Consider the following 18,319-nt stretch of genomic DNA (forward strand, 5'->3'; position numbering starts at 1 on the left):
TTTGCGTAACCCAACCCTATAATTATCTTATTATCTCATTATCTAATTCTCTAATGTCGCAAATAAACCCTGCCAGTCAATAATATCAGGGCGCCTGCCTTGATTTACTAGTTCAAATATCTTATTTTGGGATTCACTGTAAGCTAAACACTCTACACAAGCTGCTGCAACATCAATACGACTCGTTTCACCAACAACTTTATCACCTGTATCTATTTTTACCCCTAGTTTACCTTGGGTACTGGCTTTTAGTAAGCTGTTAAGGTCATATGAAGTGTAGGGGCCATCAATTAATCGAACTGGACGAATAATGGTGTAGGGGAGTCCTGAGTTGATAATGCTTTGTTCACCTTTTTCTTTAGCGTCGAGAACTCCAAATGCGTTGAGTACTGAAAATGGGAAGCTATTTTTACGGAGAATACCACAAGAGGAAACAAAAACGAACCGTTTCAAATCGGTAGGTGCTACATCTACTAAGTTAGTGACACCGATAAAATCGACTTTTTCGGGAGTGTTAGCAGCTTTCTGTTTGAGTTTTTGAGAGTCAAATAAAGCTTCAAACCAATTCCAGTTAGAATTAAATTGCCATTTGTCAGAAGGGAAAGCGGTAGTTCCTGTGCAGCAAAGTATATACTTAACATTGCTAACTGCATTATGTAAACTATCAGGATTAAGAATATCACCCTCTGCAATTTCGACGCGGTTATCAAACATTGTCTGAACTTTAGCAGGATTGCGTGTCAAAGCGCGAACTTTTAAATTCTTCTCTAGTAACTTAGCCACAGTTAATTGTCCTACACCACCAGTGGCACCAGCGACCAAAATGATATCATCAGATGAAACATTTAAATGAGCCATATTAAAGAAACCTGGTTTCTACGTAAAATTATCGTTTTTATTACAATATATCAAAAAGAAACCAGGTTTCTAAGATTTTCCTAAGTATATACACACTTTATATCATAAAAAAATGATGAACCTTTAAAATTACTATTGCCGATTCGTATACAAGGTGACAATAATAGAAAATAAGACAAACAGGGTAGCATAAGCAGCATAAACCTGAAAATATTAAACCATGATATCAAAAACAATTAACTGGGGAATAGCAAGTATTCCTTTTGCAGCTTCTTTATTTTTTGGATTTGCAGAAACAGCAAAAGCGGTTGAATTAGGAGCAGCATCAAGTTACAACGTGTTTGTATTAGGAGATGTTCAACAGCAATATACAGATATCGAAGGCAAGTTAGCTGCTGCTGGTGATATCAATTATATGGATGGAATTGGTAATAAGCTGGCGCCAAACAGTGGTGATGTAGTTATTGCTGGTGGTGACTTAACAATGAGCAACAGCCAAGTAAATAACGGTAACGCAGTCTACGGTAAAAATCAATACGTTACAAATATGGGTGAACCTGCTTCTATTCTAGGACTAGGATTACTCGCAGGTATCGCCATCAAAAAACGCCATAACCACAAAGCATAAAAATAAAAATCTCGCTTATAAACGATACTCTTGTAGCACAGGCGTCCCGCCTGTGCCATCAACCAATAGTCAACAAACTAGATGGCATATCAACCACCAAGCGCCTAGTAGTTAACCACTGGCGCCCAAGTAAAACCTCGTCTAAATTTTTACCAACGTGAACAGGAATATCATATTCTTGTCCATCAAACTTAACCTTACCAACGTAGATTTTAAACTTTGAGTTTCCCCGTGCTGTTACCATAGTTTGGTCTCGTAAACTCAGCCAGTTAAAAGCGCTTACATCCTGGTCATTTATAGCTAACCAGTAGGAAAAGCCGCTGTCAAACATTGCATCTACTACAAACTCTAATCCATTTGACGCAATTAAACCAATTTCAAATAGTAGTGCGTCCTCATCACCAAAAGACCCGTTAATCATATTCTTCCGCAAGCCCCTGTTTCATTAATTCGGAAAGCATAATGTAGCTTACCGGGATGTTTCTCACGGCATTGCAATGATGCCACTTCTAAATTTTTATCGATGAAATACTCACCACTATCAGGTTCTACTGACATGTACCAATTGTAATGAGTCTCAATCAATTCGGCTTTAACTTTATCGAAGATAGGTTTACAACGCTGGTAAAAAGCTTCACTTTCTGCTTCATACTGCGCTCTCTGCTCAAGAGTCCACTGAATTTCTGGGAAAATACGTCCTCGGCGCTTGGTGCGATTTGGTTTAGTTTCGGTCATAATCTATTACAGAAATAAATCTAAGATTCTATATTTTTATATTATACGACTCTTTCTAAATTCGTATATGATTAGAATATGAATATTAATAATTTTGTTTGTACAACTTTTATCGTAAAGCAGATAACTGGGTCATAGTATTATTATGAAGGACGGGCAAGGATGCCCATCCCACAAGATGAACAAGATAAAGATTAATAACTTGGAACTGAGGAATCTATTTCTTTGCTCCAAGCTAAAATGCCACCTATAACATTGGTGCCTTCTATTCCGGCTTCTTTGAGAATACCAAGTGCTTTTGCAGAACGGGCGCCAGATTTACAATGAACAACTAAACGATGACCGTTGAGTAATTCTTTAACTTGACCAACACCAGAACCACTTTCAATATCTGACAAAGGTATTAAAACGGAACCGGGAATTTTGGCTATTTCGTATTCGTGAGGGTTACGAACATCTAGTAGCACAAAATCTTTGGCGCCACTATCAAGTAACTGTTTTAAATCGTGTACGGTTATTTCAGACATATCCATTTGCTGTTTAGCCTCCTCCGCTTTCGCTTGTGGGATACCGCAGAACTGTTCGTAGTCTATCAATTTTTCGATGACTGGACGCTCTGGATTTGGACGCAGTTTTAACTCACGGAATTTCATATTCAACGCATCGTATAATAACAGGCGCCCGCTCAAGGTAGTACCTTTACCCAAAATAATTTTCACAGCTTCGGTAGCTTGAATAATACCAATAATTCCAGGTAAAATACCCAGAACACCGCCTTCTGCACAAGAAGGCACCATTCCTGGTGGTGGTGGTTCTGGATATAAATCACGATAGTTGGGACCACCTTCGTAATTAAAGACCGTAGCTTGTCCCTCAAATCGGAAAATAGAACCGTAAACGTTGGGTTTATTTAACAGTACACAAGCATCATTTGTTAAGTAACGTGTAGGGAAATTATCAGTTCCATCAATTACAACGTCATACGGACGAATTATATCAAGGGCATTTTCTGAAGAAATACGAGTTTCGTATAAATCGACCTGGCAATAAGGATTAATTTCATGAATCCGATTTTTTGCCGACTCTATTTTGGGTTTACCTACCCAAGATGTCCCGTGAATGACTTGACGTTGCAGGTTAGATGTATCAACTACATCAAAATCAACAATTCCAATACGTCCAATACCTGCTGCTGCTAAATACAACAACAAGGGTGAACCTAGTCCACCTGTACCAATACACAACACACTCGCAGCTTTAAGGCGTTTTTGTCCTTCCAAACCAACTTCTGGCAAAATTAAGTGGCGGGAGTAACGTTCGTAATCGTCCTTCGTTAGCTGCACTTCATCTAGATTTGGGTTCAGCATTTAATGCAATATCACTTACTTGAGGAAGAGCTGATTTATTATCCTACCGAATATTGGTAACATTATTCAAATATTTATCCAATATAACAATCCTAAACGCGGCAAATATCTACATGCATCCGATACTTCGGTGCCTTAATTGAAAGATTAGCACAATTCACTAGTTTATTTATACTGATTTTTTGGCAACATCAAAATTGACAGTACATAATGTATCGATAAAAACATGCGTCAATTTACTCGGCGCCAATTTCATTTATCTAGACGAGTATGAAGGAATATTATAAGTATAAATTTTTGATGCATACTTAAGTAATTAATTTATAGAATACATGAACAATACAGGAGCGCAATAAAATAATGTTAGGTAATGTTAGGCGCCGTTAAACCAATGAGGAAGAAGTTATTTAGCAATAATTTTTGCTGTATTGATTTGCTCTTGTGTAAAAGCTGCTTGTTTAAGGTTTATAAGAAAGGAGCTATTTTTGTATCTATTATCTAAATAAATGGCTTTTTGATAAGTCTTTTTAGCTAAATTATGTTTACCGCTATCCCAGTGTGCGATAGCGCTGGCAATTAAAGGATGTGGATTGTTTGGTTCTAAGGATGCTGCGTAATTAGCTGTAGCAATAGCTATGTTAAATATTTTTAGTCGATGTAGCGATAAACTTAAGTTGTAAAACGCTATTTCGTTTTTAGGTTTTAAAATAGCTGCCCAAGTATGAGTTGCTATCGCAGCAGGTAAGTTTCCATCTACAAGATAAACTATACCTAATGCGTTGTAAGCTGAATATTGAAGTGGCTGTTGGTATATTGCTTGCCATAAATATTTGGCTGCTTGCTGTTCTTGTCCTGATAAGTGCAATGTCCAACCTAAATTAATTTTTCCTGTAATATTTTCAGGTTCCAGTTCTACAGATTTTTTCATCGCTGCAATTGCTTCTTGCTGGCGCCCTTGTTGTCGATATAATAAACCTAATTGTCGATATTCACTTGCTGTAGTTGTGGCAGCTGCTTGGGTGCAGAAATTTAAAGCTATAAATAAGCAACTTAAAATTGTGCTTTTTGTTTTATACATTACATTTACTATATTAAAATGCTGTCTTGAATTATAATTTTTATATTTAGAAATTAAATCTAATTATAAGACAATACTTATTGAGACTTAATGAGAATATTCTCAATAGCACATTCAAAGTTAACCTTCAGTTATATGTTACTTTTTATGAAGCAGCGATAAACTAGAAAGGTAAAGAAATGTAAATTACAAATTTAAGCTAACTGTGGAAACGATTAGACTGGGGCAAAATGGCCCAACAGTAACACCGCTGTGTATTGGTACTTGGGCTTGGGGTGATAAGTTGTTTTGGAATTATGGCACCAATTACGGCGCCGACGAATTACAAAATGCGTTTAAAGCTTCGTTAGATGCAGGTGTAACGTTTTTTGATACAGCAGAAATTTACGGAACGGGACTATCTGAGAAGTTTTTAGGGCAATTTATTAAGGAAACTGATAGACCTGTACAAATTGCTACTAAGTTTGGCCCAATGCCGTGGCGTTTTAATGGTCAAGCTGTTTCTGATGCGTTAACAGCAAGTCTTAAGCGTCTACAGCTTGAAAGAGTTGATTTATATCAGGTGCATTGGCCTTTTGCTTTTTTAATGAGCCAGCATACTCTAATGAATGCGCTTGCGGATGAAGTACAACGGGGAAGAATTGCGTCTGTTGGTGTTAGTAATTACTCAGAAGAGCAAATGCGTGAAGCTCATCAATTACTTGCTCGACGTGGTGTACCTTTGGCTGTTAACCAAGTGCGCTATTCATTAATTACTCGCCAAGTTGAAAGTAAAGGTATTACGAATGCCGCACGTGAATTAGGTGTGACTATTTTGGCTTATAGTCCTTTGGCACAAGGTTTACTTACTGGTAAATATAGTGCTTCTGGTGGCGCCACCCCTACGGGTGCAAGAAAAGTAGACCCTAGGTTTAAAGAACAAAATTTACAAAAGATTGAGCCAGTGTTATCTTTATTGCGTCAATTTGGAGAAAAATACGGTCGCACCCCTGCACAAGTCGCTTTAAATTGGTTAATTTGCCAAGGTAATGTGATTCCTATCGCTGGCGCCAAAACTGCTGAACAAGTTGTACAAAATGCAGGCGCCCTTGGTTGGCGATTAAATGAGAATGAAGTTGGAGAATTAGATGAACTAACCCAACAATGGAAATAGATATAATTATGTCGCCGATGGGCGACATAATTATACCGCAGAAGCAAACGTAAGATGTTATGAAGCGGCAATGAAGTCTAAGGTCAATATGCCTTCCTGCTTGTTAACAATCAACTCCATAACATCAAGCCATGCCGAACCCATCGCAGTTTCAGGAACATTACGTCCCACATGCACAGGAATAGTCACCTCAACCTCATCGATAATAACTTTCCCCTCGTAAATGTAGAAATTTCCTTCTCCGCGTGCTGTCCGCATTTTGCTTTGCGCTAAAATAACTGACCAATCTAATGCTTCAAAGTCTTGCTGATTTATAACCAGCCACCCATTAGTGAAGCCAGTATCTAACAAAACTGGAGCCGCAAACGACTTACCAGAAGAAGGAACTAGTTGAAGCTCAAAGAACAGTTCGCCGTTTTCCCCAAATGTACCTTGAATCATATCCTGCCACAGGTTCCTGTATCGTTGAGGCAGAAAATCATTCGGATTGTTTTTCCTTTAGGTGCTTGGCTAATTTTTTCGCAAACACCACGCAGGGTTGGGTCTAATAGATAGTCCTTTGTATCAGGGTCAATAGCAATAAACCAATTCGGGTATGTTTCTCTAAGAGTAGAGCAAAGACGCTCAAACACCGGACGACACCGATTTTCGAGAGCTTCTTGAGCCTCTTGCTCGCGTTTAATAACTTCTAGATCAACTGGAGTTCGTGGTGGGAGTGTGCGGTGCCCTTGAGATAATTGTGTCATAGTACTTACATTGGCTCGGATAATTTAATTATGCTGGATTACCAATATAATTATCTCTGTTAGAAGGATATAATGAATTGCATTTTTATGTTAAGTTAATGTTATTTGATTGATAATCATTATTAAATTTCTTAAAAAGAAACTCATTCAACAAGAGGTAATGTAATTCCGATTGCTGGCACCTTTGGTTGGCGATTAAATGAGAATGAAGTTGGGGAATTAGACGAATTAACCCAACAATATAAGTAAAAATATAAGTAAAAAGTGCGCTCGTGTTGAGTGCTGAGTTAAAACTCTACACTTTCAACTTTACTCAGCACTCAGCACTTTCTACTCAGCACTGTTAATTCATTAAAGTTTGCATCAACGGTTTATCTTCGTCTAACTTACCGCTGCGTAACCACTCTGTCATATCGTAAGGCGCCTTTGCAGTTTCGAGTTTACTACGTAGGTCATTACCTTCAAGAACTTCGCGTTCTAATAACTCTTGGGCTGTATTCTCTAATAATTCACGGTTTTCTTTGAGAATACTTAAGGCGATATGATGAGCGTTATCGACTATCATTTTAACTTCACGGTCGATTTGCTCGGCCACTACTGGGCTAATTTGGCGCCGTGAGTTAGGATATCCTTCGATGAATTGCTGTTGCATTTTTTCAAACGCTACTGGACCAAGCTGGTCACTCATACCATATAAAGTTACGTAGCGCTCTGCGAGTTCAGTTGCTTTTTGAATGTCATCACTGGCGCCAGTAGAAACTTTGCCAAATACGGTTTCTTCTGCCGAACGTCCACCTAGCAATGTTGCAATTCTACCCCGAATCTCGTCTTCTATCATCAAGAAGCGGTCTTCTTCTGGCATTTGAATTGTGTATCCTAAAGCACCTACACCACGGGGAACTATTGAGATTTTTTCTACTTTACCAGCACCGGGCATTAAGGCGCCAATAATAGCGTGACCAACTTCGTGATAAGCAACGGTCTTTTTCTCGGTTTCGTTAAGAACACGTGAACGTTTTTCTAAACCAGCTACTAACCGTTCGATAGCTTCGTTGAAGTCAGCCATTTTTACAGCATCGCGGTTGTTACGTGCTGCCATTAATGCAGCTTCGTTGACTAAGTTCGCTAAGTCAGCACCAGCGAAACCAGGTGTTCTTGTACCAATAACCGCTAAATCAACATCTGTGTCTAATTTAACGTTACGTGCGTGAACTTTGAGAATTGCTTCACGACCAATTTTATCAGGACGGTCTACAACTACTTGACGGTCAAAGCGTCCAGGACGACGTAGCGCAGCGTCTAAAACTTCGGGACGGTTGGTTGCGGCAATAATAATTACACCTGTATTAGCGTCAAACCCATCCATTTCTGTGAGTAACTGGTTGAGGGTTTGTTCGCGTTCGTCGTTTCCACCATAGAAACCACCGCTTCCTGCCCGTGATTTTCCTAAAGCGTCTAACTCGTCTATAAATACAATACAGGGAGATTGTTGTTTAGCTTGCTCGAATAAATCACGTACACGTGCGGCGCCAACACCTACAAATAATTCGATAAACTCAGAACCGGAGATACTAAAGAAAGGTACACCAGCTTCACCAGCAATTGCTTTTGCTAAGAGAGTTTTACCTGTTCCTGGAGGTCCAACAAGTAAGGCGCCTTTAGGAATTTTCGCACCCAAACGAGTATATTTATCAGCGTTTTTGAGGAAGTCTACAACTTCTTCTAATTCAGCTTTGGCTTCTTCGATACCCGCAACATCGCTAAATTTGACTCCAGTACTACCTTCAGAGTAAATACGCGCTTTGCTTTTACCAACAGTTAAAGCAGCAGGCCCACCACCTTGACGGTTAAGGAAGAAACCCCAAATACCGACAAATATTAACGGAGGTAAAACCCAACTTAATAAAGTGCCTATCCAACCATTTTGGTCTGGAGGAGGCGCCGCAAATTCGACTTTGTTATCGCGTAAAATTCTAGGTAAGTCAAGGTCTATTGCAACAGGTGTTGTTTGGTAAACCTGTTCGACCTCTTTACCTTCAGGAGTTTGAGTTTTAATGGAATATTGAATTCGGTCTTGACCTACAATTGCCTTATTTACCTTACCTGCTTGCACTTGCACAATAAAGTCACTGTAAGCAATTCGAGGTAACTTAGGACCAGAGAAGCTAGGAACGACTAAATTTAGCACCAACAGCAACGTTAACAGAACTAATAAACTACCACCAAACTGCCTAACACGGGGTGGCTTCATCTTATTTTTGTTATTATTAGTCTCTACCGGCATTAATATATTCCTCCAGCATGTAACGTTTATTTATATTTAAGGGTTTATCCTCAAAATCCCTGATAACCTTGCAAGTTAATTATGAGAAACATTGTAAAGGATTATGAATAGTTCTATTGTAGAGAGAGTTTAGCTTTATAGACGTTCGCGTCAACCGTCCCAGAAGATTCGTATAGCCGTACTTTTAATAGAATAGATTTTATGGAAAATCAGATTGGATTAATTATTAAAGTCATGTTGCTCTCAGGGGTATTGTCATTTTTGATAAAATATGCTGAACCAGATATCTTAGTTCCTGCAACAGATATAAATGCCCTAATTCTCGTATTATCCCCCAGTATAATAATGGCAGTTTTGCTGGGCGCCCGTTTGATTAAAGCGAAAAATGGTTGAAAATTCTTGAGTCTGTATTATAAAACAAATTTACTAATTAATTTGTGCGCCATTGGCGCACATTTAAAACTACGCCTGCGCGCGTTTTTGAATTTTTTCGTAAAGTTAAATTACAATTAACGTATATGTATTAAAGTGAATAGAATGCCTCCCCAACTAGAAAATGGTCAATTTAAATAATCGCATTATCAGTTATCGTACCAGGCGCCTCTTTAACTAACGAACCATTACAATTACTGGGCGAAAGGGATAAAATCGGCTAATCTAGCTACATCGTTAGTAAAATAGTTCGCTAAAAGTTGGGAGTTGGGTGTGAAATTAGGTCAGTGGATTGGTTTAATCGCCATTGTTATCTCTTTATATATATTGTGGCAAATTCGAGATGTGCTGTTGCTGATGTTTGCAGCTGTTGTAATTTCCACTACTTTAAACCGCTTGGCTATTTGGTTCCAAGGTAAAGGGGTAAAGCGTGGTGGTGCTGTTCTACTGTCTGTAGGTATTTTTTTCGCGGTAATTATTGGTTTCTTCCTGGTTGTTGTACCTCCTTTTATTACGCAGTTTCAAGAGTTGACTTTTCGTGTACCCAAAGGTATACAGCTTTTTAATAATTGGCTTGATGTTTTTAAGGCTCGTGTACCAGCACAGGTGGCACCTTATATACCAAATGTTGATAGTTTGATTAAACAAGCACAACCGTTTGTCAACCGTGCGTTGGGTAGTTCTTTTGCGTTTCTTTCTGGTTCATTGGAAGCTCTGCTCAAAATTTTACTGGTGCTGGTTTTGACGGGGATGTTTTTATCTGAACCGCAAGCTTACCGTAAATTATTTGTACGTTTATTTCCCTCGTTTTATCGGCGCCGAGTTGATGGTATTTTAGATAAATGTGAGGTGTCGTTAGAAGGGTGGGTAGCAGGCGCCGGTATTGCTATGCTATATGTTGGTGCGATGAGCATGATTGGCTTGTTGATATTGCGTGTACCATCAGCGTTAGCTTTAGCTGTGCTATCAGGTTTTATGAACTTAATTCCTAACCTTGGCCCAACAATTAGCGTTATTCCAGCAATGGCTATTGCCCTGTTAGATGCACCGTGGAAGGCTGCGGCTGTATTTGTAGTATATTTTGTAATACAGCAAACCGAAGGTAACTTTATTACACCCTTGATTATGGCGCAAAAAGTTTCGCTACTGCCTGCTGTAACTTTAATTGCCCAGTTGTTTTTCTTGAATTTCTTCGGTTTCTTGGGGTTGTTACTGGCATTACCTTTGACTGTTGTTACGAAAATATGGACGCAAGAAGTATTAATTAAAGATGTATTGGATGAGTGGGGCAAAAAACCCGAACGTGAGACGGAATATATTATTGTTTCTGAAGATTGTGCAGAAAAGCTGATTCCAAAACGTGATAGTTCAGTTGGTGATCAAGATTAGCAACGGATGCAACGGATGTAACGGATAACTTATCCGTTACATCCGTTTATAATCCGTTGCCAGCTCCTCCTAAATCTGGAATGGCGCCTTTTTGTCTCTGGTATATTTCTTTGAAGATTCGCTGTTGCTTATTATGGTCTACAATTGGTTGAGGATAACCTAAAGCATCGCGTTCTAGGGGTGTAATTTTCCCTGTTACTAAATACTCGGTGTCTACAGAACGCAGTTCGGGTACCCATTCACGTATATATTCTGCTTCTGCATCAAATTTTTGTGCTTGAGAAGCGGGGTTAAATATTCGCACTGGTTTAGGATCCATCCCACTCGAAGCACTCCACTGCCAACCACCGTTATTTGCCGATAAGTCCCCGTCTATGAGTCGTTGCATAAAGTATTTTTCACCCAAACGCGGGTCGAGTAGTAAGTCTTTTGTAAAGAAACTTGCTACTATCATTCGACAACGGTTATGCATCCATCCTAATTCGTTCATTTGACGCATTGCTGCATCGACTATTGGATAACCTGTTTTACCTTCGCACCATGCTTGATAATATTTTTCGTTGGTTTGCCAAGGAAAATTTTTGAATGTTTCACGAAAGGCGCCTTCGGCAAGTTCAGGAAAATGATACATTGCATGTTGGTAAAATTCACGCCATGCAATTTCTTGCTGCCAAGTACGAATACTTATTTCGGTTTCTTCGCTACGACTATTCTCCATTGCGTCAAGCGTAGTTTTCCATACCGTTCGCACTCCAATAACTCCAAATTTTAAGGCAGCGCTTAACCTTGAAGTTCCATTAATACTAGGGAAATTACGGTCTTCCTTGTAGCTATTTATAGCATTGTAAGCAAATTCTTCTAAGCGTTCGAGTGCGGCAACTTCACCTGGTTCTATTGACATGCCACCATCCCAAACAAATCCTAAGTCTGTAGCACTTGGTAACTCTTTTACTCCTGCTATACGCGCTATTTCAAGTTCTGCTTCCGTCAAACCTTCTGCATCACTCAATGTTGCCACAGGTTGAGCTTTGGGTTTACTGCTCCAATTTTTCCAAAATGGACTATAAACAGTATACGGCGCCTTGGAACCAGTACTTATTTCTTCTGGGGTATGCAAAATTTGATCCCAGTTTTTTTCAATAAACCCTATTCCCTTTTCTTTCAAAGCACCGATAATCTTAGTATCACGTTCATGTGAATATGGTTCAACATCCCAATTCCAAAAAACGCTATGCGCTTTTAAAGTATCAGCAAGTGCTGGAATAGCTTGCGTTGGGTTGCCGTGTAATATCAACAGTTGACTACCCACTGACTCATAACGTTTTTGCAGTGCAGCTAAACTGCCTATCAAATAACTCACTCTTACCGCAGCAATGTCATCACGCTCTAGTATGTTTGGGTCAAGGCAAAATAACCCTACTACTTTGCGTGTTCGTTCCCTTGCTGCTGCAAGTCCGGTGTTGTCAGCAATGCGTAAATCGCGACGATGCCAAAATAAAATTAAATCAGACATTCCTGCTTCTTATGTGGTTCCCTTGTACTAGTATATGACGATTGGCGCCTTTTTGCATCATTCCACCGATAAGAGTTTTTAGTTTATTCTTCAAACGAATGCAACGGATGTATTATGTAAAATTAACTATCCGTTACATCCGTTTATAATCCGTTGCTAGGTGCCTGCGAGACAAATTTTTTCAGGATACGCTTAAGTGATGATTTCTTGACTTGCCGTACTGCTTCGTTAACATTGACCCATCGTCTAACACGTTGCCCAACTTCTGGGTATTTATCGCTTTCTACTTCAACGGGCAATAAGTACATTTGAACGGTATAAGTTTTGCCATTTTTTTGATATTCATAAGTGCCAATTTGATTTGGGTTTACTTGCCCAATAACTCCAGCTTCTTCCCAGGCTTCTTTTGCCGCAGAGTCAGGAGCGCTCATGCCATTGACCACACCTCCTTTCGGAACAACCCAATTTTGTTGATTTCGAGTTGTGATCAATAAGACCTCAGTAGCTCCATTCTGAACGCGGTATGGAATTACTCCTGATTGTTGTAATACTTTTTTTGTCTTCTGTGCCATTTCTGTTTCGTACAATATTACCTTTTTTGGTTTCCTGTACAATTTTGAATCATAAAGTCGCAATTTACCATCATATATTTATGGTATTTATTTTGTTTCTATACAAATAAACCGGGTTTCTGCGAAAACCCAGTTTCTAGTACTTTAGAAAAACTCTTTAAATATCCGCCTTAGCCTCCTTTAACTTCAAATAGTACTTAGATTGTCGAGATAAAGGAGCAGCAAGGGAAATAATCTTTTCCATTACAAAAGGGGCAATACGGTTACATAAGACCGCCAAATGACTTTGCCATCCCACAAGTATTTCCGTAGTAGATTCTTGCTTTAATCCAATTACAAGCGTTTTCGCTACCTGCTGAGGTGAAACAGGCGCCACCCAGCGAAATAATGTAAAGTCACGCACCATATCTGTATCAGTGAGTGATGGTAACAGTGCCAAGACTTTGATGTTGTGTACAGCAAGTTCACAACGCAGTGCTTGAGTAAATCCAACGATTGCGAATTTGGTGGCAGAATAAGTTGCCATTGTAGGAGCAGCAACTTTACCCATCAAACTAGAGACGTTGACGATAACTCCTTGACGCTGTGTCACCATACGTCGAGCAATTAATCGGGTAATTGCGTACATGCTGATTAAATTAGTTTGTAGTTCAGATTGCACGCTCTTAAGTTTGGACTCTAAGAAAGGAGTTTGGTGTGCAACTCCAGCACAATTAATGAGCATATGAATGGGACCGTAATCTTTCCAAGTCCGAGCAATTGCAATATCCACTTCGACCAATTGAGTTAAATCCAAAGGTAGCAGTATGACATCGACACCATACTTCTTCACTTCACAGGCAACCTCACTTAATCGCTGATGATTTCGAGCCACCAGTATCAATCTTTTGACTTGCTGTTGTGCAAATTCAATCGCGATAGCACGCCCAATACCACGAGAGGCGCCTGTCACTAGGACAGTTTTTCCTTGAATATTCATTTCACTTCACTCCAATTATTTAATATTCGTGTCTTCTATGTCATGTTGTTGCTGTAGTGGCGACATAAAAAGTGAAAATTTCAGGCAAATATTCCCTCATTACGAGTGGAACTACATCATCTCTCAACGAGTAACGAGTATAGGAAACGAAGCGTAAATTCCGAAAACAGTTGCGCGCATGTAAACATCTAAAACATTAGCATCAGTCGCATAATCCTATATTCTCCAGAATTAGCTTATAGTTGCATTCTTCAGAAATACCTTACATGAATTCCAGCGTCCTCCTAGGGTAAATATAAAGACTTAGTAAAAATTTGCCTTACTCGCATACGCTAGCAACGGGATCATTCACCTGCAACAATTCTTAATCAGAAACGAGTGATTGTTACATTTCAATATATTATCCTCATAAATCTCAGACTTTTACCGGGAGTTTGAATACTTTATATTAAAAATACTTAACTCGATTAAAATTATTTTGAATCAAGTAAATGCAAAAATCGCAAGAAGAAACCGGGTTTCTAAGTAAAATCTTATTTATATTAGAGGTCATCGATAAAGAAACGCGGTTTCTGGGGTTTCTGTGAGGTAAGAACTAAACAACGTTGAAATAGTAAAGTATTCTATAGCAAATGAAGATGACTCAAAATTAGGCCTAATGACCATGTGCCAGTTGCTGGGAATGAATTGTAATGTCCCGACAGATATTTGCTTCTCGTTTGAGGGGTTTTGTGCAAGGGGCGGCAAAACAGATGACCATAAAGATGGTTGGGGTATTGCGTTTTTTGAAGGTAAAGGGTGTCGAATTTTTCTTGATGCCAAATCATCTGTGGCATCACCGATTGCGGAACTAGTAAGAAGTTACCCTATCCACTCAACCCATGTCATTGCTCATATCCGTAAAGCTACCCAAGGTGAAATTAACCTCGAAAATTGTCATCCCTTTCGACGTGAACTTTGGGGAAGATATTGGGTATTTGCCCACAATGGTGATTTGCCAGGATTTGAGGTCAATAGTTCTAGTTTTTACATTGCTGTTGGTAATACTGACAGTGAAAAAGCGTTTTGTTTGATTCTCGAAACTTTACGCAAAGCTTTTCCAGAAGGCAGACCACCAATTGAAAAATTATATTCAGTACTTGAGGATATTACATTAAATATAGCAAAAAAAGGTATCTTTAATTACTTACTATCTGACGGTGATTACTTTTTCGCTCATTGTTCAACTAAGCTTTGTTATATAGTACGTCAGGCGCCGTTTGCTGGCGCTCATCTTATCGACGAGGATATAACAGTAGATTTTAATGAACTTACTACACCAGATGACCGAGTAGCTGTAATAGCCACTACACCTCTGACTGATAATGAAGTTTGGACACAAATTCAACCAGGTCAACTATTAGCGTTTCGAGATGGAAATCCTTATATTATATCCAAATAGTAAGGTGGGCAGTGCCCACCCTACGTGCCTCCGAAAGGACACATTTTAAAGTAGATATTTGAGTTGGTTAACACTTTCGTCGCCGACATCTGAACTTCACATGCAATTAACGATATTAACCAGCACGACGCAAAGTTTCTTGGTTACACAAAACAATACGATGTAAAGGAAGTCGCTGTATTATACCTTGGTCTTCAAACTGCGTCAGAACACGCGACACTGTAACGCGAGTAGAGCAAAGTATTTCCGCTACATCTTGATTCGTAAGACGTAAATCAATCAACTGTCCATTATCAACAGTGCGCCCGAACCTTTTAGCCAGCCATCCTAATAATTTTAGTAACATCGAATCTACTGTTCGGTAGCTACGAATTACCATCAATTCTTCTGCTTGCTCAACGTGTGCTGCTAATGCTTCCACCATCTTGTTTTGACGGTCTAAAGGTAGCGCTACAGCTTCGACCGCACTCAAACATTCTATAATGTGTGGCTCTATAGTCGATAAGGCACTGCCAACAATATCTCCTGCACCCCAAATTCCCAAAGTTACAATTGTACCATCATCTAAATAAGTCATAGTTCGTACAGAACCACTTTGAATTTGCCAGACGCTACTATTTTGCGAAGGCATTAACTCGCGGCGCGAAAAATACTTCTTACTGACAACCGCAGGAGAATCACTAACTTGGTACAAAGGAGTCATAAATTTATAGCCAGGTCTTTAATAGGAACAACTAATTACCAATTCTTAATAATTCCTCCTTAACATTTTTTAACATAAAGACAAATGTATTTTATTATACAAAACACATTGTTACAAACTGTTAAGTTGACGTTTATACAGAAGTGGTGCTGGTAATAAATATACCAATAAATCAACAAAATACAATTTATTTTTTAATTGTGTTTTAAATACTCTGTATAAATTTAAGAGATGCATAAGGCTAGTTTATAAAATAGATTTTTAGTCGATATATAATTTTCCTTCATAGATATTTAATTATGGTTCCTTGTTTATTCCCCTTAACCTGTAAGATTGATGCAAGCGCGCTATGAGAATAAAATCGGGAGGAACAAAGGATGGAATTGCCAGAAAACCTGCAAATTCTACGTGGACAAGTTGCAATTATTACAGGTGCTTCTAGAGGTATTGGGCGTGCGAGTGCAATTGAGTTGGCGAAGTTTGGAGCAAGTGTAGTGGTGAACTATGCCGCATCCAATAGTGCTGCTGATGCAGTAGTTGATATAATTACCAATGTTGGTGGAACTGCAATTGCGATAAAAGCTGATGTTTCTTCAGTATCAGAAGTGGATGCGCTATTTAATGCCGTTATGGAAAAATTTGGGCGCGTTGATATTTTAGTTAATAATGCGGGCATTACGCGCGACACATTACTACTGCGAATGAAGCCTGAAGATTGGCAAGCTGTGATAGACCTGAATTTAACAGGTGTGTTTTACTGTACACGCGCAGCCAGTAAAATCATGCTCAAGCAGCGTTCAGGGAGAATTGTAAATATTACCTCTGTAGCAGGACAAATGGGTAATCCTGGACAAGCAAATTATAGTGCTGCCAAAGCTGGTGTAATTGGCTTTACAAAAACAGTCGCAAAGGAACTAGCATCACGTGGCATTACAGTTAATGCTGTGGCGCCTGGTTTTATTGCTACTGATATGACCGACAAACTCAGCAACACAGAAGAAATACTCAAATTTATCCCACTCGCACGCTTTGGTAAACCTGAAGAAATAGCCGGTATGGTGCGTTTTTTAGCATCTGACCCCGCAGGCGCCTACATTACCGGACAAGTATTTAACGTCGATGGCGGAATGGTGATGGCTTAAAGAGTGCTGAGTAGAAAGTGCGCTCGTGCTGAGTTTTAATTTCTAACTCTGAATTACTGACTCTTAATTATACTCAGCACGAGCGCACTCAGCACTCGCTACTCTTTAATGATTGGCATTTTTGCGGCTCGGATGCGTTGCCATACGGTAAAGGCTAACAATACTATTATACTACTTACAGTTGCAGCTATTTGCATTAAATTTAAGCGCTGAAAGTGCATTGCTAATAAGTTTGAGAATAAGGCAATAGACCATAATGTAAAAGCTGCATGACGCTGCGATAAACCCCATGCTAGTAGTCGATGGTGCAAGTGGTCTTTACCCGGAGTGTTCATTGGGTTTTTACCTGCCATTAGGCGCCTAACTATTACTTGAGTTGTATCAAGTACAGGTAGTAGCAAAAATAAGACTGGAGGCACCAGTGCAAAAATAGTAGAAGCTTGAAGTTTTCCTAATATTGCTGTTGCTGCTAAAACATAACCAAAAAAATAGGCACCTGCATCCCCCATAATTATTCGCGATGGATGAAAGTTATGCCGCAAAAAGCCTAGCGCGGCTCCCCCTAAAGCTGCTAAAACTAATGTTGCCGCAGCACGGTTAGGAATTTGGGCGCTCACTGCAAGCAAACTCATCGCTGTAATAAATCCAATTCCTCCAACTAGCCCATCCATACCATCCATTAAATTAATGGCATTGGTAATTCCTACCACCCAGAGTACGGTAACTAAAATCGACAGGGTTGAGTCTATTGGAGTGCCAATTGCTATTTGAATAGTAATACCGTTAGCTACGAGTAATAGTGCCGTTAGTACTTGCACTAACATTCGCACGGACGATGGTAAGCCAAACTGGTCATCAATAAAACCAATTAAGACTAGGATTGAACCTCCTAACAAGATTGTTAAAACCTGTATTAATACATTTTGAACCTCAATTGGTCGCAGTAAGCTTGCTAGTACCAGCGCTGCTATTACACCTGTGTATATCGCCAAACCTCCTGCGTTTGGTAATGGTTCTCGGTTGAGGCGCCGCGCGTTGGGTTGGTCGGCCCATCCCACACGTAGGGCAAATTTCCGAACAGTGGGAATAAATCGCCATGTTACAATCCAAGCCAGCATAAAGGTAAACACCACTGCCAACCAGCCGGAACCGCCAGGGTCGGCTATTCCGAGAGACTGAAGAAACCCGTTTATATTCATCTCCCGACTCAGTAAATAATATTAATGAACTCTACGGACAACTGTATATTAATCATTTTTTTTGAATTTATCTGTATCTATTTCTTAGATAAATACGGTT

The 18,319-nt window shown here is 39.4% G+C and carries 19 protein-coding genes; 6 read left to right on the plus strand and 13 right to left on the minus strand.

The window, feature by feature from the left end; genetic code table 11:
- Positions 1-42: 42 nt before the first annotated feature.
- Positions 43-858, minus strand: coding sequence for an SDR family oxidoreductase (locus DSM106972_RS20375; protein ID WP_127082426.1), 816 nt, complete (start codon positions 856-858; stop codon positions 43-45).
- Between the two features lie 220 nt (positions 859-1,078).
- Here DSM106972_RS20375 and DSM106972_RS20380 point away from each other — a divergent pair, with 220 nt between their 5' ends.
- Positions 1,079-1,486 (plus strand): collagen-binding domain-containing protein, encoded by a 408-nt coding sequence (locus tag DSM106972_RS20380; protein WP_127082427.1) that lies wholly within the window; start codon positions 1,079-1,081, stop codon positions 1,484-1,486.
- Between the two features lie 58 nt (positions 1,487-1,544).
- Here the strand turns inward: DSM106972_RS20380 and DSM106972_RS20385 are convergent, their stop codons facing one another.
- The 4 genes from DSM106972_RS20385 to DSM106972_RS20400 all read right to left on the minus strand — a co-directional run bounded on the left by DSM106972_RS20385 (position 1,545) and on the right by DSM106972_RS20400 (position 4,666).
- Positions 1,545-1,907: an aspartyl protease gene (locus DSM106972_RS20385; RefSeq protein WP_073619835.1), complete on the minus strand. Its 363-nt coding sequence runs from the start codon at positions 1,905-1,907 to the stop codon at positions 1,545-1,547.
- Entirely contained in the window at positions 1,904-2,221 is a 318-nt protein-coding gene (locus DSM106972_RS51465) for a hypothetical protein (protein WP_158632854.1), read from the minus strand. The genes DSM106972_RS20385 and DSM106972_RS51465 overlap by 4 nt, the downstream gene beginning before the upstream one ends.
- 194 nt (positions 2,222-2,415) lie before the next feature.
- The gene (gene moeB, locus DSM106972_RS20395) at positions 2,416-3,588 is read right to left on the minus strand and encodes a molybdopterin-synthase adenylyltransferase MoeB (RefSeq protein ID WP_127082428.1); all 1,173 of its coding nucleotides are present in this window, start codon (positions 3,586-3,588) and stop codon (positions 2,416-2,418) included.
- A gap of 403 nt (positions 3,589-3,991) precedes the next feature.
- On the minus strand, positions 3,992-4,666 hold the full coding sequence (locus DSM106972_RS20400) for a tetratricopeptide repeat protein (protein ID WP_127082429.1): 675 nt from the start codon (positions 4,664-4,666) through the stop codon (positions 3,992-3,994).
- 205 nt (positions 4,667-4,871) lie between these two features.
- Between DSM106972_RS20400 and DSM106972_RS20405 the strand changes: the two genes are divergently transcribed.
- Complete coding sequence (locus DSM106972_RS20405; protein WP_127082430.1) at positions 4,872-5,819, plus strand: aldo/keto reductase; 948 nt, start codon at positions 4,872-4,874, stop codon at positions 5,817-5,819.
- 57 nt (positions 5,820-5,876) lie between these two features.
- Here the strand turns inward: DSM106972_RS20405 and DSM106972_RS20410 are convergent, their stop codons facing one another.
- The 3 genes from DSM106972_RS20410 to ftsH all read right to left on the minus strand — a co-directional run bounded on the left by DSM106972_RS20410 (position 5,877) and on the right by ftsH (position 8,849).
- Positions 5,877-6,260 carry an aspartyl protease gene (locus tag DSM106972_RS20410; RefSeq protein WP_127082431.1) on the minus strand — a complete coding sequence of 128 codons (384 nt, stop codon included), beginning with the start codon at positions 6,258-6,260 and terminating at the stop codon, positions 5,877-5,879.
- Positions 6,257-6,565 (minus strand): hypothetical protein, encoded by a 309-nt coding sequence (locus DSM106972_RS20415; RefSeq protein WP_127082432.1) that lies wholly within the window; start codon positions 6,563-6,565, stop codon positions 6,257-6,259. The genes DSM106972_RS20410 and DSM106972_RS20415 overlap by 4 nt, the downstream gene beginning before the upstream one ends.
- A 343-nt stretch (positions 6,566-6,908) precedes the next feature.
- Positions 6,909-8,849, minus strand: coding sequence for an ATP-dependent zinc metalloprotease FtsH (ftsH, locus tag DSM106972_RS20420; protein ID WP_127082433.1), 1,941 nt, complete (start codon positions 8,847-8,849; stop codon positions 6,909-6,911).
- Between the two features lie 201 nt (positions 8,850-9,050).
- Here ftsH and DSM106972_RS20425 point away from each other — a divergent pair, with 201 nt between their 5' ends.
- Both DSM106972_RS20425 and DSM106972_RS20430 read left to right on the plus strand, forming a co-directional pair.
- On the plus strand, positions 9,051-9,242 hold the full coding sequence (locus tag DSM106972_RS20425) for a hypothetical protein (RefSeq protein WP_127082434.1): 192 nt from the start codon (positions 9,051-9,053) through the stop codon (positions 9,240-9,242).
- Positions 9,243-9,554: 312 nt separating this feature from the next.
- Positions 9,555-10,670 (plus strand): AI-2E family transporter, encoded by a 1,116-nt coding sequence (locus DSM106972_RS20430; RefSeq protein WP_127082435.1) that lies wholly within the window; start codon positions 9,555-9,557, stop codon positions 10,668-10,670.
- A gap of 46 nt (positions 10,671-10,716) precedes the next feature.
- On the opposite strand, the gene DSM106972_RS20435 is transcribed toward DSM106972_RS20430, so the two are convergent.
- From DSM106972_RS20435 to DSM106972_RS20445, 3 genes are all read right to left on the minus strand, one after another.
- Positions 10,717-12,183, minus strand: a complete 1,467-nt coding sequence (locus DSM106972_RS20435) for an FAD-binding domain-containing protein (protein WP_127082436.1) — start codon at positions 12,181-12,183, stop codon at positions 10,717-10,719.
- A gap of 143 nt (positions 12,184-12,326) precedes the next feature.
- On the minus strand, positions 12,327-12,755 hold the full coding sequence (locus DSM106972_RS20440) for an NUDIX hydrolase (protein ID WP_127082437.1): 429 nt from the start codon (positions 12,753-12,755) through the stop codon (positions 12,327-12,329).
- A 157-nt stretch (positions 12,756-12,912) separates the two neighbouring features.
- Positions 12,913-13,734, minus strand: a complete 822-nt coding sequence (locus DSM106972_RS20445) for an SDR family NAD(P)-dependent oxidoreductase (protein WP_127082438.1) — start codon at positions 13,732-13,734, stop codon at positions 12,913-12,915.
- 664 nt (positions 13,735-14,398) lie between these two features.
- Here DSM106972_RS20445 and DSM106972_RS20450 point away from each other — a divergent pair.
- Complete coding sequence (locus tag DSM106972_RS20450; protein WP_127082439.1) at positions 14,399-15,175, plus strand: class II glutamine amidotransferase; 777 nt, start codon at positions 14,399-14,401, stop codon at positions 15,173-15,175.
- Positions 15,176-15,290: 115 nt separating this feature from the next.
- Here the strand turns inward: DSM106972_RS20450 and DSM106972_RS20455 are convergent, their stop codons facing one another.
- Positions 15,291-15,878 carry a Crp/Fnr family transcriptional regulator gene (locus tag DSM106972_RS20455; protein WP_127082440.1) on the minus strand — a complete coding sequence of 196 codons (588 nt, stop codon included), beginning with the start codon at positions 15,876-15,878 and terminating at the stop codon, positions 15,291-15,293.
- Positions 15,879-16,255: 377 nt separating this feature from the next.
- On the opposite strand from DSM106972_RS20455, the gene fabG reads away from it, so the two are divergent.
- Positions 16,256-17,020: a 3-oxoacyl-[acyl-carrier-protein] reductase gene (fabG, locus tag DSM106972_RS20460; protein ID WP_127082441.1), complete on the plus strand. Its 765-nt coding sequence runs from the start codon at positions 16,256-16,258 to the stop codon at positions 17,018-17,020.
- Between the two features lie 98 nt (positions 17,021-17,118).
- Here fabG and DSM106972_RS20465 read toward each other — a convergent pair whose 3' ends face one another.
- Positions 17,119-18,219: an MraY family glycosyltransferase gene (locus DSM106972_RS20465; protein WP_127082442.1), complete on the minus strand. Its 1,101-nt coding sequence runs from the start codon at positions 18,217-18,219 to the stop codon at positions 17,119-17,121.
- Positions 18,220-18,319: the final 100 nt, after the last annotated feature.

It is taken from the genome of Dulcicalothrix desertica PCC 7102 (assembly GCF_003991905.1).
GTDB lineage: Bacteria > Cyanobacteriota > Cyanobacteriia > Cyanobacteriales > Nostocaceae > Dulcicalothrix > Dulcicalothrix desertica.

Coding starts and splice junctions, on each gene's coding strand:
- ftsH (WP_127082433.1), bottom strand. CDS start 8,849: ATGCCGGTAGAGACTAATAATAACAAAAATAAGATGAAGCCACCCCGT.
- DSM106972_RS51465 (WP_158632854.1), bottom strand. CDS start 2,221: ATGACCGAAACTAAACCAAATCGCACCAAGCGCCGAGGACGTATTTTC.
- DSM106972_RS20415 (WP_127082432.1), bottom strand. CDS start 6,565: ATGACACAATTATCTCAAGGGCACCGCACACTCCCACCACGAACTCCA.
- DSM106972_RS20440 (WP_127082437.1), bottom strand. CDS start 12,755: ATGGCACAGAAGACAAAAAAAGTATTACAACAATCAGGAGTAATTCCA.
- DSM106972_RS20455 (WP_127082440.1), bottom strand. CDS start 15,878: ATGACTCCTTTGTACCAAGTTAGTGATTCTCCTGCGGTTGTCAGTAAG.
- moeB (WP_127082428.1), bottom strand. CDS start 3,588: ATGCTGAACCCAAATCTAGATGAAGTGCAGCTAACGAAGGACGATTAC.
- DSM106972_RS20385 (WP_073619835.1), bottom strand. CDS start 1,907: ATGATTAACGGGTCTTTTGGTGATGAGGACGCACTACTATTTGAAATT.
- DSM106972_RS20410 (WP_127082431.1), bottom strand. CDS start 6,260: ATGATTCAAGGTACATTTGGGGAAAACGGCGAACTGTTCTTTGAGCTT.
- DSM106972_RS20465 (WP_127082442.1), bottom strand. CDS start 18,219: ATGAATATAAACGGGTTTCTTCAGTCTCTCGGAATAGCCGACCCTGGC.
- DSM106972_RS20445 (WP_127082438.1), bottom strand. CDS start 13,734: ATGAATATTCAAGGAAAAACTGTCCTAGTGACAGGCGCCTCTCGTGGT.
- DSM106972_RS20425 (WP_127082434.1), top strand. CDS start 9,051: ATGGAAAATCAGATTGGATTAATTATTAAAGTCATGTTGCTCTCAGGG.
- DSM106972_RS20450 (WP_127082439.1), top strand. CDS start 14,399: ATGTGCCAGTTGCTGGGAATGAATTGTAATGTCCCGACAGATATTTGC.
- DSM106972_RS20375 (WP_127082426.1), bottom strand. CDS start 858: ATGGCTCATTTAAATGTTTCATCTGATGATATCATTTTGGTCGCTGGT.
- DSM106972_RS20435 (WP_127082436.1), bottom strand. CDS start 12,183: ATGTCTGATTTAATTTTATTTTGGCATCGTCGCGATTTACGCATTGCT.
- DSM106972_RS20400 (WP_127082429.1), bottom strand. CDS start 4,666: ATGTATAAAACAAAAAGCACAATTTTAAGTTGCTTATTTATAGCTTTA.
- DSM106972_RS20380 (WP_127082427.1), top strand. CDS start 1,079: ATGATATCAAAAACAATTAACTGGGGAATAGCAAGTATTCCTTTTGCA.
- fabG (WP_127082441.1), top strand. CDS start 16,256: ATGGAATTGCCAGAAAACCTGCAAATTCTACGTGGACAAGTTGCAATT.